Source organism: Anaplasma centrale str. Israel (assembly GCF_000024505.1).
GTDB classification, from domain to species: Bacteria; Pseudomonadota; Alphaproteobacteria; order Rickettsiales; family Anaplasmataceae; genus Anaplasma; species Anaplasma centrale.
The window spans coordinates 936,272-954,264 of sequence record NC_013532.1 but is presented as its reverse complement, the minus strand read 5'-3'; the positions used below and the strand labels follow the sequence as shown (position 1 = coordinate 954,264).

Annotated in this window: 6 protein-coding genes; 2 read left to right on the top strand and 4 right to left on the bottom strand. The window is 51.9% G+C overall.

What is annotated here, in order from left to right:
* Window positions 1-89 precede the first annotated feature (89 nt).
* Complete coding sequence (locus tag ACIS_RS03930; RefSeq protein WP_012880894.1) at window positions 90-3,665, bottom strand: hypothetical protein; 3,576 nt, start codon at window positions 3,663-3,665, stop codon at window positions 90-92.
* A 341-nt stretch (window positions 3,666-4,006) separates the two neighbouring features.
* On the opposite strand from ACIS_RS03930, the gene ACIS_RS03925 reads away from it, so the two are divergent.
* Entirely contained in the window at window positions 4,007-4,519 is a 513-nt protein-coding gene (locus ACIS_RS03925; RefSeq protein ID WP_035017842.1) for a demethoxyubiquinone hydroxylase family protein, read from the top strand.
* A gap of 56 nt (window positions 4,520-4,575) precedes the next feature.
* Window positions 4,576-5,061 carry a hypothetical protein gene (locus ACIS_RS03920; RefSeq protein ID WP_012880892.1) on the top strand — a complete coding sequence of 162 codons (486 nt, stop codon included), beginning with the start codon at window positions 4,576-4,578 and terminating at the stop codon, window positions 5,059-5,061.
* 118 nt (window positions 5,062-5,179) lie between these two features.
* Here the strand turns inward: ACIS_RS03920 and ACIS_RS03915 are convergent, their stop codons facing one another.
* The 3 genes from ACIS_RS03915 to ACIS_RS03905 form a co-directional block, all read right to left on the bottom strand.
* Window positions 5,180-7,957 carry a hypothetical protein gene (locus ACIS_RS03915; protein ID WP_238523261.1) on the bottom strand — a complete coding sequence of 926 codons (2,778 nt, stop codon included), beginning with the start codon at window positions 7,955-7,957 and terminating at the stop codon, window positions 5,180-5,182.
* 375 nt (window positions 7,958-8,332) lie between these two features.
* A complete protein-coding gene (locus tag ACIS_RS03910; RefSeq protein WP_012880890.1) occupies window positions 8,333-12,949 on the bottom strand; it encodes a hypothetical protein in 4,617 nt (1,538 codons plus the stop codon).
* A gap of 960 nt (window positions 12,950-13,909) precedes the next feature.
* Window positions 13,910-17,743 carry a hypothetical protein gene (locus tag ACIS_RS03905; protein ID WP_012880889.1) on the bottom strand — a complete coding sequence of 1,278 codons (3,834 nt, stop codon included), beginning with the start codon at window positions 17,741-17,743 and terminating at the stop codon, window positions 13,910-13,912.
* Window positions 17,744-17,993: the final 250 nt, after the last annotated feature.

Sequence of the window (17,993 nt, the reverse complement as noted above, 5' to 3'; positions counted from 1 at the left end):
GTGTTTCCCTCCTTCCGCGGGGGCAGGCCGGCCCCCAACCCTGAGTGGTGGGGACGGTTGCGTGCCTGCTGCTGGCGTGGGCTGTGCTTTCATCTTCTTGCCTGTTGTTGCAGCGTGCTGTGTTGCTCTAGGCGTTCGTGAAGCTCCGCGAATGATGGCCTGCGTGCCGCGCTGTCGCCCGGTTTGTGTGGGCTGTCGAGCATAGTGCTGGGGGCGGGTTCGGATCTTTGCGCGTGACCCGCTGCTTGCTGTGGCTGGATGTGTTTGCTGTCCTGGAGTTTTGTTCCGGTGTCTGCTGGGTGGATGCTGCGCGCTTGTGGCAGTGACGGGCCCTGGTCGGGGTAGTGTGGACTTTCTCTTCCCTCGTGTGCGTTCCCTGCGGTGTTGTGTGTGTCTGTGGTTGTGGTGGCCTCTTCACTGTCGCTGTAGAGCGTAGTGTAGTTGGGGTTACGTCCGCATCCAAAGACGTTTGCTATGGCGCGTGCTAGTCGGACTATGAACGACCCCACTGCTCTGAGTGCTCTGCACAGGAGGTTCCAGGGTGCCCTGTACCATGGGGTGTGTTCGGTGTTTTGGTCTTCATCAACATATTGGTTGGCAGTGGTCCCTTGGTTGGTGCTCGTCTGTGGTGACGGCCTGGTTTCCTCCATCATGGGGGTTGCCCCGCACTCCCTTAACCTCATGCGCAGCGTTTCTTCCTCCGCCGTGTATTGCTCGGTTGTATTGCTACTGGTGGTGGCTGCTTCACTCCTCGGGAACGCCCTACTAACTTGCCCCTTCTTGTTCTGTTGCAGCATTTCTTTCACGCTTATTTTCATGTCCTCCATTTTGTGGACAATCACCATACCCTCAGCTGGCATAGCATCCGGTATGCTCACAGTTTCTGGCCGCGCGTACGAGCTTGTGAGCATTTTCAGTGGAGGTAGCATTGCTTCTCTGCCAGGCAGGGCTATACGCGTGTACACGTTTTTATAGGATATCGTGTTGTCTTCGGGGGAAAAATGCAGCTCGTAGCTAATGCTTGTTCTTGCCAGCCCCAATACCCATGGTGCCGTCGAGTGCAGTATGAGAATGTTTACTTTATTGCTGTCGGTACAGTTGATGAATACACTGTGTGTTGGTGTTTGTTCGCCGGCAGGGGATGATCTGTTTATAAGCCCTTCTTCCTTCCACAACACGCCAAAATTTTGCAGTTCCCACTGTGTGGTAATGTTCATCATATCAAGTTTGGGCCAAGCAACCGCTCCTGCTTGATTGAGGGAGCTCACCATTTCCTCTATAAGCGCGGGATGTGGAATGGCATAATTAGATTCCGTTGAATTTTGTGTCGCCCTGACGAACATAGCTTTGAGCGCGGAAAATGACTTCAGTCTCTGCCCTTGCGGATCAAATTTAGGCATGTATTCGCTTTTGTACTGCATGCCGTGCAATGCCGCCAACTGTTCCGCATTGGCGGTGTCGCCGTGGTCGGCACCAAGGACGCGGGCTAACTCCGCTGCCGCATCTTCGGTGCGTGTCTGAACCTCATTTACTGTTATATCCTCTCTTGGGAAGTCAACAAAAGATATACGACCGGTTTCAGGCGGCCCATATAGTTCCAATCCTCCCCTTATTGCGTGGTTCACATCACGCCTACGTAATGTGTGTAATAAAATCTCAGCGGCCACTTGACTTACTGCACTACTTTGGTGCTTTGGTGCTTGTGTGGCGCCCTCCGCGTTAGCCAGCTGGCTGACTATTGATTCTATTTCCTCGTTCGATAGTTCCACGTAGGCGTGTGTGCGCACGTTGTGTAGGGAGTATACGTCTACAGGTGGCTGGGCAGCCGCTGCCGCATCTTCACTTGCTGCGATGTCGCTGCTACTTGCTGGTTGGGGTACGGTTATCGGATCAACGGTTGCCTGCGCATGTGGTGTGCTCTCCTCCAGACGGGTCGAGCTGCTGCTGGCGACCACATGCTGCGTGGGAATGTGCCGTGTGTTACCAGTCTCCACAAGCTGTTTGTACTCCTCTTCCGGCGTTATGGCGAACTCCTCACCGCCACTATCAGCGCTTAAGAAGCCGCTACTGCTCCGGTCACTAAAATTTTCTGGCACCAAGGTTCTCTCGGATCCGCTACTACTTTGCGCATCGTCGCTAAGTGATGTTGCATCATTAAGGCTTGAAGAACGACTGAGAGTGGGGCTCTCTGGCACAGTAAAGACGGCCTTGGTGCCGGAGCCCATCAAAGGTGCAATTGCAATAGGCCTTTGAGTTTTTTCAGTGTCTTCGTTCGCCAGCGCATTTTCGTGCTGATTGCTCTCTCTCCGTACTGCCGTGGATTTTCCTTGTGCAAGTAATTCATAAGTTGGTGCTGTCGGTTGCTTGCGGAACCAATCCGTTATAAACGCTTCCTCATGCTTCCAATCAGTTGTGTGTGGGAATGTATGCCCAACTATGCCATGCAATGCGTAATTTCCGCTTTCTTGCGCCAGCGCGCTATCAACTTGGTGCTTGATCTCCATCGTTGAGAAGTTTGTTGGGGAATCAGCGCGGTCTAGAATTGCGGCCCTACATATAGTCCTTTCGTTTTTCAGGCTTTGTTGCTGCTCCGGTTTTGGTGCATTCCTCCCCAGGAAATTGCCTATCCTGGCCAGTGTACCTGCAAGTAGTGTTTGAGAGGTATCATCAGATGCTTGTTCCCCTTTCACGTGCTGCCGCGCATCTCCTGCAACGCCAGATTTGTTGCCCCTCGCTCTGGCCTCGTCCAGTTGCACTACTAGAGAAATCTCCTCATGCATTTGGCTGAACGGTACTTCAAAGTGTGGGTATTGCATTACCACAACAAGATCGCTATCTCTGGGTTGATAGTCGCTACCCGCGCTCCTCTTCCTGATTATGTGGTTTAGTATCTCCTTGGCGATCTTGAAGCGTACGGTGGTTTCATAACGTACTGCGCCTTCTACCGCGGAAACTTCCGTCTCCATTAGTACATCCAATTTTCCTGTGCCTTCTGACTCTGCGGGGCCGGTGTGCATTTGTGCTGGTGGCTGGGGGATTATCTTGAGAGACAAGTCGTATTCCAAGCGCACTCTGTCATATGAAATCCTGTGGACATGGCGACTTTCTTCTACTCCTCCACCTGTCATATCGTGCTTATGCGCAAACTGGAGAGCTGCTTCGGCACAGCTTCCTGATATACATTCGGAATTGAAAGCTTTCACTATTTCAAATATCAGCGCCTGATGCACGTGTGATTCAGGAATTGCACGCACGTTCCCGCGTATTCTTTGTATGGTTTCCTCTGGACCCATGACTGAGTACTGCCTATTAAGCAATAGATGGTGCATGACGTGTACCCCGACGGCTAGGTTCGGCAAGTGTCTGTTGCACCATTTAGCGGGTACGCGAATAAAATCCGGTGTGAGTACGGAAACACCGCCCTCGACCTCTCGCCTTATGCGATCCAGGTCTTCTACCGATATTTTAGGAACCTCTCCTCCGTCTACTGTTGTGAGTAGCCCCCTATGGATGCAGCCACAGAACTCTTCTCCAGACAACGCCCTCAAACACGCATGTTGCGTGATGGCCGCCCTTGCCGCGTGCGGATCTGCTACGCGTCCAAGTTCTGCGATATCTTCGCGCCAAAACTCTACATTATTGGCATCCAATTCGACAGCGGGCATGTTATTACCTCAAGAAATACAATAGAGCGCTTAAGGTAACAACACACTACGGGCGAGATGGTAACACAGTTTCAGTGAAAAGGAAATGTTGACGGTGTTGCAGTACGCGTTACCCCAATATAGCCGCAGAGAATTTGCAAGTACCAGCCGCAATTCTTGCCCCATGTACTGGAAGAAGATTTTCTTTCTCAGATGCATGTGGTCTCATGATACGCAAGTGTTGCGGAGTTAGGTGGGGGTTGCATTTGTAGGAGAATTGACACGGCGTACTGCACGCGCAGGAATAGTTTTTTGCATGAGTGATATGTGTTATCATGCCCTACGTTTGGTGTGGTTCTGCGATGCGAAGTAAATCTGTAGAAAGCATGATACGGGTTGATCATGCTGGTGAGTATGCGGCGGTGTGCATATACCACGGGCAGGGCATTGTGTTTTCGCACACACAGGATGCTGATAAAATTCGAGAAATGCAAGAACACGAGCGGGTGCACTTCAGATACTTTAACAGCTTGGTACTCCAGAGGGGGGTGCGTCCCACGCTATTTCTGCCTGTATGGCACGTTGCAGGAGTTGCACTTGGTTATGTAACTGCCATGATGGGCAAGGAGGCGGCGATGGCATGTACGGCCGCGGTTGAGGAGGTTATTTGTGACCACTATAGCGACCAAGTCGCGCAGCTAGATGACAGTGAGCGTGACCTAAGCGGGAAAATACTACAGTTTTGTGCGGAAGAGCGCGAGCATATGGAGACTGCTATCGACTGCGGTGCGGAGAAAGCTTTTGGATATAAGCTGTTATCTTCTGCGATAAAAATGGCTTGCAGGGCCGGAATTGCGATTTCCAAGGTTCTATAATAGATTATTCATTAACCCATGGTTACTTGGCTTGACTAGAATTACACAGGGGACCAGTGTCTGCAAATTGTAAAATAAGCATAGTCAGAAACGCGTTCATTGCTGTGCTGATGCTGGCATTGGTATTATGCGAGTTTCTGCTTAGCGGAGTGATGCATAAATTCACTCCCAGATTCGATATACTTCTCATGGTATTTGCGCGCAGCAGGAATATCCCTCTGGCAAATCTTCCGCTGTTTATCGTTGGGGTGTTTAGGGACATAATATATTTTTTCCCCGTTGGGGGTTCTTCAATATTTTACGTGGCCGCCAATATCGTTCTTTCCGAGGTACAAAAGAGGCTTTCTGGTAATCTGGGTGTGGTTATTTCTCTGTTTTGCGTTAATGGAATTCAGTGGATTGTTTGGTATATGACGCTCGGCGAAGCATCACAGATATTTTACCTGGGACTACAAATGTTGTGGGGCGGAATTGCGCATATACTAGCATCCAGAAATTGGAGGAGGAGGTACAGTATACTGCAAGTCCGCAGGCCGTGGTAGGGGGTATTACGCTGTGGAACATGGCTTTGTGCGGTTTCTCCACAAATCTCAATACACTATTGCTGGCCGTGCCTTCCCGCACCAGTGTGTGGGAGGTTTTAACCAAAATTGTGCCGCATCACGCTGGGTATAACGCACTGTGTAGTTCAAAAAAGGCATTTTCGATTTTAGGTTCTTGCAATACGGACGAAACTTTAGCTTCGTGATCCGAGGGTGTATCCGCATCGCCTTTTGTGGTGCCAGCGCGCATCGCATCATTTGTCTGTGTGTCGCGCTGCGCGCTTGCATGCTCTGTCGAATGTGGTTGTACTCTTTCCTCATTCGAGACTTTGCTTGGTGCGTTACTGGTTGCGCTTCCATCGGGGCCCTTATTGCTCCTCTTCTGTTTTTCTTGCTCAGGAACGGCTGTATCTGACTTGTTGGTTGTGAATGGGCCCTTGACAAGTTGTGGAAATTTTGAGAATAAGGCTGAGCGTTCTTTTTGCTGTTTTGCAGTTGCCGGTTCTTTGGCTGGGCTTCCACCCACCTCCTTGGGTGCGTCGACCTCAGTTGTTACAGATTGGGTGGCGTATCGATCGAACAATTTGTAAAGGCAGACCAGAGGGGTAACTATTAGGAATTTGAGGATCAGTAGGATGCTTTCCCATACTGCCAGCAGAACCCTTAATAATGGACTCCGCGGCTTCTCCTTTGGGTGCGGAAGCGGTTTTTTTGTTTGCGGCCTACCGCTCTTATGACGCGCTATTTTCTCCTTAGCAGACTGTCCGGATTCTGAATCTGACTGCAACTTTTCTGGCTCTCTACTTATGACATTAGCATCGAAGAATCCTTGCCGAACACCACTATCACCAGATGCATCTTCCGGTCTCCTCCTCACGCGGCCATCAGTGGCTTGCGGTTGCTTGTTGTGCGCTTCCACAAACCCTGTAACGTAAGATTCAAACGAGTGCTCACCTGTGTTTATTGTGTTTATGCTGTGCGCAGAGGCCTGCGCCACCATTTTATCGGCCCATAGATGTTTTTCCTTCCTCTGTGGCGAGTGCTCTGACTCCTTGTCGCGTACCAGTTCTGCGGAATCTGTGGTGTCACGTGCACTCACGCCCTCTCCCGGAGCGTGATCTGCGCCATGCTTCTCAAGATGCTCTTTGGTTTCTGACCGCAAACCTGGCTCCTTTGTTACCCACGGTTTCTGAGCGACACTTTGTTCTGGTTGTGTCATAACTGCTCTGGTGTGGTACTCCGATTGTGCAGCTTTTCCTCGTAGGAGGGCGGCATCGACTCTTTTGGGATGCGGGCTCACAAGTGTGCGATATTCTTTTGCCTGGTGCCAGCAGTTTGGTAGGGTGCTTGCCACGCAAGTGTGCGTCACATTCGGTATTGTGAATATTATGAAATCCGTTGAGCGATAACGCACCCATGCGCAATTGTGCAGCTTGAACCCTACGGGCACATGCCTTACCCCTAGCTTGGCTTCGCTTATAGCTACCTCAGATCTTTGAGCTGTACCCGCTGCTATGAGCTTCTTCGTTACCGTGTAGGAGAGTAATGCATGTATATTGTGCTCAGACAGGGGAATATGTACAGAACCGTGTTCAATCACCTTGTATCTCTCCTCTTGCTCATCGCCAACATCGAGGGGGACCTTAAAGGATATTTTTTGAAAATACTCTGGCTTTGTGTTACGTGTGTCGGCACAACCATCGGCTATGACTGTATGCACAAACTTGCCCAGCATTTCTTCTGCGTCCTGGTGTGGTGATACAAAAATGTGCTTGCAAATGTCCTCATTACTTTTCAGGAACTCCGCATCCTTGAACAGAATTTGTTTCCGGCGACTGCTACTAATGGGCGTAATGGCAATACGCGCATGCATGTCCTGAGCTCGTCTTTGCATATCCTGTGCATCCAAAAATGCCTGGAGACGCTGTTTATAAGTGCGGGTTTGTTCGAAGCCGCCTTCTCCGCCGCTACGTGTTACCGCATTGTCTAACGCGTCTGCAGCTTCTGACCTGCTCTCATGTTCGATAAGTTTGAGCTCCGTAAACAAAAACACGCGTTTACAACCAATACCCGCCTGCCACTCACACGTGCTGCCTTTCGATGCCGAAGTTGCAGTGAACGATAAGTCGCGCAACTCCACGTCATCAGTGCCGCCAGTATTTCGTACCGCAACAAGATCATAGCGCATGGTCACGATCACATTTTCCACAACCGCTTTGTTGTCAACGTCGTCGACTTTAAATGTGATGCGTTCTTCACAGCGCATACCGATGGGGGGGTTATGAGTTTGTTTGGCATGTGTATTTTGCGTTTTTTTGGATGATAGCTTAAAAAGCTTGCCGAATATACCACCAGAATTCTTTTGATGTTGCGGTGCTGTAGTGGGAACAATGGCGCAGATTTTGATTTCACTCTTTAAGACACATACCTCCGGGTTTGGTGGATACTCGATACATGCTCGCAGCACATTGGCAAGAGTGGTTCGCTTGTCTGGAGGGGTATATAATGCAACCCAGGCTGTAATAACATGTTCGGGTACTGCCTTGAGGAGGGTGGTGCCGGCTGACCGTAGAATTATGTCTGTCAGGACGCCAATACCAGCGGTTGCAAGGCGACTATGTGGTGCGGACGGTGCAGCCGCAGATTTTATTATGAGATTTTTATCTTCAATAACACTGGCTGCGCCTTCAACGCCAGTTGGATCCCGCGTTGCAAACAGCCTTTCCCCGGCTCCAGATAAAAAGTGTGCCTCTACAGCCTGCCCTAACGCACTTTTAAGACGTACCTTAGATACTCCACTACCACTATGTGTAGATGCCTGTGGTTGGGCAGGGGGCGCTGGCTGCCCGCTCTTACTCATGTCGCCCGCATTTGCCGACTTGCCCTTAAGCCGCACCTTGGACGCTCCACTACCACCACGTGTGGTGTCTGTTGTGGGGTGGGGGGACACACCGATCTCTCGCCTCCTCTCAGTTGTTGGTCATTTACCTTGTTTACGTGTGGTGACGGGGTGCCTGTAGACTCTACAAGAAGGCATATGGTGTTTTAAGGGAAAAACACCTAGCGCACTTGCCGGACGGCGGGTATGGTAAAACAATGTTAATGTGTAGAGTTTAGCAACCACAAGTTGTGACTGGTTGCGATTTCTTGCACGAATCCCGGTGCGTTGTGTACGCAGAGTTCTCAGCAGGAAGATAGTACCGCGTGGCAGGGTACCTTCCGGTGCGTGCAAGAGGCTATGTCCAGAGTGATGGATAGCAGTTTACTTGCGTCACATCCTTGCACGTCTGCCTATGCTGCCGCTGTGGGATGATAGTTGGTCAGTGGTTGCGCCATCCATCACTGTGGTTGGGTTGCTTGCAGTCCTGCGATGGCCGGACCCCGTGCTTGTAGCGCGAGACGGGCGCTCACCGCCATTGGAGGCTGATGTAACTCTTTTGCCGCCGGAGCGTAATGCGGATGTAGTCCCGAGGAGAGGTGTATCTTCTGCTGGTGAATCGTCGCTAATCCAGCTTACACTGAGGTCATTGTATGAATTTGTTGGAGCTCTAGAATTGCCTCTAGTCCGGGGACCGCTTCCATGCGCGCGCAACTCGTCATATCTGTACAGTCCATCCGTACGGCCGCCGTGTCCGCTGCGGGTTGTGAAGCACTTACACATCCAGGAAAATATGCTTTTTATAAGTGCCCAAATCAAAATGGGGACCCGGAAAATGGCGCGTATAACCCTAACGGGCCACGACGCAGTACGACGTGTTGGTTCGAATACAGCCGGTAGGTCATCATCGTAATCCGATCGCTTCTGTCCGCGACGCACCTCAGGTAGCTCGTCCGCTACATCGCTGCCGTGTCCGCTGCGGGTCTCCAGAGTGTCAGACAGCGATGCAGAAGCACTGCGCGGCCTCTTTCTGGCTTTCGGGGTTGACCGCCCGGAGCGGCGGTCCGAATCGCTGTGATCTGCACCTGGTGTACTCCTCACTTTCCGGCCAGTTGCGTCATGCTCAGCGACAGCGGCGCTTAAGCACGCCGCTATATCTTCCGACAGATCGTGCACAGGTTCTGCGCTACCAGCGCCTTCAGTTTCGGGTATGACGCCGCGTTGTGCTACGGCATCATCTTCCGGTTCCATGTTGTGCTCTGCAGGTTCTTCGTCCCAGCTTTCCGGCGCGGTGGATACCTCTTCCTCTAAATCCTCGTCATCAACTGTGTGCTTTGCAGATTTATAATAGTCGTCAGACTCGGTGTCATCCCGCGCCCTAGATAGCATTGTTACTGTTGTACTTGATGCTGCGGGTTCGGGATGACCTTCATCAGCAACGTGATCTTCGCTTACCTCTCTTTGTTGTGGGGCTGTGTCTTGTAGTTTTCGCACAAACTGCTCTTCTGAGCCGCGCTGCCTACGAGCATGTTGCTTGTCCATCATGCTCGTGACCTCAATGATCGTCTGCAGTGGAACGAGCTCATTGCTTTGTAGGGATGCCTCTCCCAGCTTCCTGCCGTCTCGTGTGAGCATTGTTACCCGTACCAATGGGTTGCTCATGGCGAAAAAACTCCTCCCGCCATCAGTGCCGCGGTGCAATAGGGCATATGATATAGATACTTTGACATTCAATGGTGTGCTAGAAACCACACTTTTTGCGCTGAATGCCAACTCATGCGTCATAGCCACCCCCCCACCTGATTCTGGAGCAAGGCGGTCTTTGAACACCGAGGTACCAACACCTTCCCACTCGGACTTGCTGTCGTCTACCCTAGTTATGCCCAACGCAGTGCAGAAGAACTTGACAAATTTATCATGGTTGGCACGTGACAGGATATTGACAGCCTCGTCGTAGCACGCCGCAGCATCGTCAATTCCGGGCCGTGCCGACATTCTCTTCCGTTCGTAATCTTCTGCTGGTACGTCAGAAGTGCACGCGGGGGTGGAAATATACTCGCTGCTCAGAAGTTTGTCGATGCCGTGAAGCCCGATAAATTCCACAATGCATGTCCGAATTTTTTCAGATATTGCCTGCCCAGAACCCCGCGACGCGCTTGTACCCTGTATAAGGTACTTATATCCAGCAAAGTGATCTTGCGCTGACTGCATCACCGTTAGCGCCTTTGCCGGAGCAGGCACGCGATCATTCGGTATTCTTACTTTTTTGAATTCGTGATCCCGCTCCAACTGAAACGAGGTGTACGGCTTTGCTGCTTGCAGAGTGGTGTCACTACACAATTTTGCCGCAGCGACCGGGTGTGTGACCTGCAATTGTCTAAGCCCGCTGTCCAGTTGTGTTACACAGACATCGTAGCAAACTACCAAATGCACGTTTTCCGTCTGCCACCACGCCATTGGTGCTATAAGAGCATGTTGCACAACGCGAATTTTATCCTGCGGCCTTCCGTCTTCAGAAGTGGACTTCTCAAATTGTAGAAACAGCTCCTTGTCAACGATTGCAGCCTTACTCGGAAACCGTGTACGGTCCTGAAATTGGCCAAGCAAGGACTGCGTGAACCCATCATGCGAGAAATTACCGCACAGGTTAATTGTGGCTTCGAAAAGTGAGGTGTGGGTTTGATGACCAATCTCCTTGATCCATGTCTCTAACAACTCCAGAAATTCAATCCTCTTGCGTGACAATTCAGACAGGTCGTCACTGTGGCAAGGCGCGAACCTTACCAAACTCGCCGCTCCGCCCCGACCGCGTCCCACAACGTGTATGGCACCCATATCATACAAGCGCAAGAGCTTCTTGACGGCATCCGAGGCCAGTGCGCGTGTTTCGGGTACGAGAGGCCCAGTAATACCGTTCGGTGTGTACTCCTCCTTTCTCGCGCGGATCTCAGATGCAGAGGATCCGTAATACAGTGCCATGTGGTCAAGCACTGTTGTTGCCTGGTCTGATACTTTAACCTGCTCCTTGCGCCCCCCGCTTGCGCCATCTTTACGATAACTTGAGGAAAACAGAGCGCCGTCTTTAGCGACGTCAATTTTCAAAATAGCATTTCTGAACTTATTACACTGTATGCGCGTGTCTTCCCGCAGTTCGATGTCAAACACTTGGAAGCTGTCTGAAGCGATGCTACTATCGCCCACCTGCAAGCACTCATCTAGACTGAATTGTGGGTTCACGAACCGCATACCCAACTGCGCTTTCGCTCCTAACGACGCTATCCTTCCTCCCTCGTTTGCAGCCCAGTTATACCCATGTATAAGGTATGACACAAAAGCATGTACTTTCAGACTTGTGTTGTTAGGTTTGCTGCCCTTTGGGCGGAGAATAAAGTGTTCCTCAACTCGGTGCTGGGACCCAGATTCCTCATGCTCTGTATTAATGCTTGATCCGGATACAAGCCCCCTGTGGGAGACAAAATGCTTTTCTATTTCCATAGATATGGGGTCAACGTTTTGACCGGCCTCGTTATATACGGCCTGACTCACGAGAAAATTCAGGGTATCGCGCTGCACACCTTCGCGCGTGATAAGCGGCCTTTCCGGATGTGCCACCCCATAGCGACCATAACTGTCCGCCAACTGGTCTCCCGTGACAAAGCTCCACTGATCCTGGTTACTTGCGCTGTAATGCGCAGGCCGCGGCCCAAGTGCCACGCTAGTATAACTGCAACGCTGGGCTGTTGAGGCATCATCCCACGCAGCGCTTGTGCTGAGCCCTACGGTCTTCTTAATCTGTACGCGCTCGAACGTTGCAGTGTCCACTTCGTCCTTAGTGATAAACAACGCATTTCCGCGCCCGTCCGGGGCTACCTTAATATAGAGCTTGAGGTCGTCTATCATTGTGGAACTGTCATGAGACTCTGGGATCTCATACTTGTGTGCGACGTTGTAGCGGAGCACAGCGTGCACATACCGTCCATTCATTGGTCCGATAACCGCACGCTTCTCCACGCTGGAAAGCTGCTCTCTGTCTCTGGCTAGTAGAGGAAGTGTGCGTTCATGGGTTATCTTGCTCTGCTTCAGGAACGTTGCGTGATTGACTATCTTGATGTCAGACGGATGTACCTGAAGAATGGGGCCAAAAAGACCCTGAAAGATGCGTTGCGTATACTCCACACCGGCAGCACCATCGAAGATCCTGCCCATGTAGTCATCGCTACTAAGAAGCCTTGTTGGAGTCTCAGTAACATCGCATTTTGCGCTCACATCCCCATCAGCTTGTGGTGGCGCAAGATAGATTTTGTACTCTTTTGCTGCGGGTTTGTATTCGCATTTGTGGCCTGCCCGCCTAGTATTGTTACACAGGTCATTAGTGATTGTGATTTCCGGCTTGCTCGCCTTCATCACTACTGATGTCTCGTTCGATAGTTTCTCGTCACGGCACACTGTGCACTTTGTGTGCATCGTAAACGTACCCAAACTCTCTCCGGCTGGATTGACAACCTTGAACTGTACTTTCTCCTCCAGAAGATAAGCAGGCACCTCCCTTTTGTGTAGCGCAAATCCTCGGCTTTGAGGGATTGCTGAAATTGTAAAGTGCGAAAACGGACAAACCTCAAACTTTGCGAATCTGACGTATTGAGGATCGAAGCACTCAGCCAGAAACTTGGGCAGGTGCGGACGTGCATCAGGAGTCGCCTCGACGAGATTGATCATCGCCCGCCACGCCTCCTTAGGAATATTGGAGTACGGTGGCCCTATGACATGTGCGATCTCTACAAATTTGTCAGACAGTAAGTTGTCGCTTGCTGTTTCTAGGCCGCCAAAGTCTATGGGAGTGATGACCTGATTGCTGCGGAGCTTCTGTGCAAGCTCATACATGTATTGCAGCAGCGCAAGAGAGGGTGCATACTTTTTGCTACTGCTGTCTCCCCCTTTATACAGGCATCCCGGGTCTACCATGAGCGACTTTCCCAAGTCGCTGGGTGCTCTCAGTAGTTTTGGACCCATGGGAACCTCGGTTTACGGCAGCCACCGACCTATGATCGTGCACCAAACACGGCGCCAGAAGGTTAGACGTGCACGCACACCGCCCACCGCTGGCAAGCCCTAAAAAACTGGGGGTGCACAACCCCGCGCACCGGTATTATATCACTTATGTGCTAGAAGTGCAACACTGTGCACACTATGATGTATTGTCTACCCCGATAGTCTTTGAGATTATGTTGTAGTGTATTTGTCGCTCGTAAGTTGGAACAACGCTTTGTAGTTTGCGTGACGCGTGTTTAAGGGTAGAAACATGCCGAAAGTATGATTTTGTGGTGCATTCACAATCTATCAAAGGAATGTTCGTGCAATTCACAGTGAACTGTAGCCCCGCCTCTGTTGTGGAAGTTGCCGCAATTAGTGTGGTACAGGACGCCGCTCTGATGGAACAAAGAATTCCTGCTGGCGCTTGCAGCCATTGGTGCGCATGAGTCTGGTAAACGGAAAGGGTGCGCTACGCTTTTGTATCTGCATGTGATAGGGCTTTGCGCTGCGTTTGCCAAGCCCACCAGTGAAGAGGTTTGGCTGTCCTAAAATGACGTCCGGTGCGCACGTACGGGCACTCCAGTACACCCGTGTGCACGATGTGTACAAACGGTTGGCCAAGTAGCCCATGTGTTCGTGCGGATTAACAATTTCCCGGTGCTAAAGGCCGCTGCACTTGTAATGTTATCCGAGACTGCAGCGTGTGCGCCCATAATATTGTGGTATAAATGGAGCACGCAGGGCACGGCATTCCCATTACAACGCAGTTTGTAGGATACTCCCCCATTAGTGCCTAAACATAACTACGTTAACTTGTGAGAAAGCCCCTACCGCATTTTTCCTGGCAAGCACTGTGCACGCGCACATGCGACACAACGGCCCGCCGGGCCCACACTCGACCCTCCGCTGGGTTTGCTGCATTTCCAGCAGTCAACAGGCTCACGCACGACTGGGTATCTCAGACCGCACCGACGCTGAGTGTTCACTAGTGCTAGCAGAACTATAGCCGGATGCCACTGCGGAAGCTACGGCGCTGTCGTGCAACGCGCTCCCGGGTGACCGTGACGACACACGCTGCGACTGTGCCGTCATGGACGAAGCATCCTCCGACGAACCCGCGTTCTCGTACTCAGCTAACCCCCCCGCGCTGCATCCATCAGTGTTGCTGGCATGGGAGTGCGACCGATCACCATCATGTTCATCTGGATGTGTAACAATAGGCTGCGTAACAACATTCTGCCGCGTAGCAAAGCCGCGCAAGCCTACCACACTGGTAAGCGTTTCGCCTTCTTCCACCTTTGGAGAGCGGCGACACAGGCGCAACAAGCTGCAGAGACCACAAAGAAGATACGTGCGACTCCATAACACCATTGCCACAATGTATGTGAGCAGCAGCATTACCACCAGCACGAGCCAATGCCACACCACATCCCACAACTGCGCAAACCACGTTTTGCTGTGCTGTTGTTCCTCCTTAGGTGTGGCAGGCGCTTTCTTCTCCGCGACGAACGCGGCTTCCTTATCCCCTTTTCTATCTTTAGGTTTCCCTTCAGTTCTAACCCTGTCTCTGCGCGTTTTGTGAGCTGACACACCATCTCGATGGCGCCGTTGCCCCGATTTTTTGCACTCAGCCTTCGCGTCATCATACGGGGCGCTTGCCGAGCTGGATTTCGTACTGGGGATTGTAAATGTGGCAGACTTCTCAGCTGCTCCTTTGTCATTTAACTTGCTGACAGTGATCTTAGCGTCGGTAACATCGCAAACAACGGCAGCAGCGTGCTCAGTGCGGTCTGCATCATTATCGCTAGGCACACCACTAGGCACGTCATCCCCCCCTGGCGAGGTGGCGCTGCTATCCTTCCCGGCATCGGTGTGGGGTTGTTCACTCACGTTTTCCTCGTGTATGGATGGGGTAACCTTGCCGCCGCTATCTGCCTTTTTATGCTCGGATGCGGTAGCGGCAGTTTCGTCGCCGCCGTCCTTCTCCTTGTTGCTGGGTGGGACGACCTCACCACTGCCACCCTCCGTCGTGCTGTGGTGGGCTGCGGCTGATGCGTCTCCACCTGTGTGGGAAACCCCACTTGTACTGCTGGCAACCGTTGCGGTCATCCTATGCTCACGACGCTGGTCGGAACGGACGGTCGCGGTCACGTCAGGGAATGCCAGCATTTCGATGTTTTCTTTATCTCCTGAACAGCCTATCTTCATATTACACACTATATGGTCGCTATATACTACGTCTTGTCCCTCTCTGTCGGTATGTGTACTCTCGACTAACAGCAGATCGTGTTCGACGCACACATATAGGCTACGCTGTGGTGTCGACATTTTGTAGAGCCGCTTAACTCGGGTACCCGCAATTACACCGCATCCATTATCTGCTCCCCTTCCGGGAATTCTACTAGTTTCATACGCTTCTTCCACGAGCCCAGTTACATGTCCTATAAGGTGCCCGGATACAGAGCGCAAAACCTCACTAATTTCCACACTGGTGCCGCAGCTACCGGTGCTATGACGCAGCCTACATGGTAGTAGGCCAAGCAGACGCGGAAGAGTATCGCTTAGCTGTTCTTCCAAGAATTGACTGCCGCCTTCACCCTCTTGCGTTTTGTAAAACTCTACGATGCTTGCACTAGCCTTTCCTCTTGTGGGTGCAAAGCTGGTCGCAGCGCCGCTGGGGGTTTCCTTTGTTTGGGGCAGGAACACGCCACGCAGTCCATAACTGCCAACCGCAGCACAGATTGCCAAGGGGGTATTACTCTCCACAAAAAGTTGCGATAAGTCGCTCACTGTTGTATCGAGTTGCGAGGGATATGAAAGAACTGTGGGTGTGGGTACGACAGTGCCTGGTCGCGTAGAGTCAACGTCGGTGGCGGTAGCTAAAATATTGCTGGTTGTCAACTTCATACGCCCGTCTTCAAGCGTCGCCAAAGACAGTTCATAAGAGACATCTACAGACGTTTTGAAGGCATCGTCCTCACTAATTTTGTACTCCAGCTCCAGCTTCCTAATGATCTTTGCTTTCTTCACACTGGCAGCATCATCGAACACCAGTGCCAGACTCTGTTTAACTGTGGGCTGAATTCTGTGCAGTTCTTTGTCTTCTTGCACAACGGTGAATCCGTTGTGGACCGTGTCGCATGTGTTGATTATGGCGCGCAGCAGCAGGTCAGTTGTGCCTGGCTGCAATCCTAGCGCATTTCTGAATTCGTCCAGCGCACTGGACCCCTCTGTGCTGGGCGGCGCTTTGATCACTTGTCCGTCTTTCGATACATTGCCGCTGGACAACAGCTCACGCAAGCCTTCGTCAGCGCACTCAAAGTCCCTCTTCCCACCTGTGGGGATGATTCTTGTCAGGCTTTCAACGAGTGCGCGGTTCATATCTGCACCTACTGCATGGTTGCGTGTTACGTCCAGTAGGTACTTTATAGTAGCATCATCCAACTTGCATTTGCTTGTAGCCTTCAGATCCGACTCAAAACTGTTTACGACGAGGAGTGGCAGACCTCCCACTTGCTGTGCTGCTGCGCCACTTCCTCCAGGGATAGCCGTAGTCCGTACCGTAGTACCCTCACTACTGCAGCTACTACCAGCATCCGTATCTGTAGTTCGCGTGTCCTGCGGACTGTGTACCACGAATTGTTGCTGCTCCGCACTCACGTTTGCGGAGACTGATGCGGCAAGAAAGTGACTCAGTCTGAACGTGTTACTACACACCCGCACTGCAAATGCGGGTGTTGTATATTGGCCTTGTCCGGTACTGCTACCACTGTGTTTTGCCGCATCTAATGCGATGAAGGCATGAACCCTGTGCACTCTACTGCCGCGGTGTGTTTTGAACACGTAATGGCGCTCAAAAGTGGCACCATGACGTGGACCACGTCGACTGCTAAGTGCCACAACTGCGGGGTGCCCGATGCTATACTCTACTGGAGGTGTGAGCTCAATGTTAATCCCGGGGTGATCTGCGTAATACATAGCATCGACTACAGCGTGCCTCACGGCGTCAGGCTCACCACTTGTGACTGTAACCATAGCGTCTCTGTGCAGCATCGTTGTGTCTTGGTACACACACGCATCAGTCAGTAGGCTCCTGTGCACGTGTGGGTTAATGTCTATTGGGGCTGCAAATGTAATGATGTCACTACGCTGGCAATCGAATGGCGAGCCAGGTATTGCGAATATTGCGCTGTGCACAGGTACGGCGCGCATGCTACCCTGCGCACCAGCAGAGCCACTCCCTGTGCCGCTCGCCTTCCATACTTTGTCGAACTCAAGGCTGCCACTTGGTGCTATGATATCCGCGCCGCGGTCCAAGGCCCTACTCCCAAGCCGCACGCAACGCACGACAGGATAAGTAATGCTGCCGGACAGCGAGGCTTGCAGTTCATATTCAAACCGGACGTGAAGATACCTGCTGCATCCTTCGCCGTCTGTTGGTACCACACGCACCACGTAGAACTTGTGTGCTGCTAGGACTGCGCTGTCGGTACCGAGGCCTGGCCCTTGCTTGCGGATGATAGTGCTGGAAACATGCGCCAAAATTTGCGGAGTCTCTCCCTCCTCGCACAGTGCATCCAAAACATTGTGCACATTGCCGCCTCTAAAAGCGGTTTCAACGACACTGAGTTCTTGGGCAGTAGGCGCACGACCTGTGCCACTACCAGGAACGGCAGTACCACCGCCACCGCGCCGTGCCACTGCACCACTGTTGCCCAACGTACCGTCCGAAGCTGCTAAAGCCGCTCCACTGCCCTCTTGGTCCGCACTCATCTTACCACCTCATCGCGATCTTCAGTCCACGATCTATACGAAAGCATGGCGCACCTACGCTGGTGCTCTCCACAGGGCCCGTACAACGCACACCGTTCTTGCGATTGGCATGCCGCCTGCAGTTCCACCCAAACCCGGTACCCCAGCTTTACACTCCATACAAATACGATCTGTCTGATACCCAAAACCGCGTGTCTACGCTTCTCCGCTCCAACCTACTGCGTGCATAAACTGACACTTCCCTTGCCAC

Excerpts from the sequence above, each read along its gene's own strand:
- ACIS_RS03930 (WP_012880894.1), bottom strand. The coding sequence starts at position 3,665 with ATGCCCGCTGTCGAATTGGATGCCAATAATGTAGAGTTTTGGCGCGAA.
- ACIS_RS03925 (WP_035017842.1), top strand. The coding sequence starts at position 4,007 with ATGCGAAGTAAATCTGTAGAAAGCATGATACGGGTTGATCATGCTGGT.
- ACIS_RS03910 (WP_012880890.1), bottom strand. The coding sequence starts at position 12,949 with ATGGGTCCAAAACTACTGAGAGCACCCAGCGACTTGGGAAAGTCGCTC.
- ACIS_RS03905 (WP_012880889.1), bottom strand. The coding sequence starts at position 17,743 with ATGAGTGCGGACCAAGAGGGCAGTGGAGCGGCTTTAGCAGCTTCGGAC.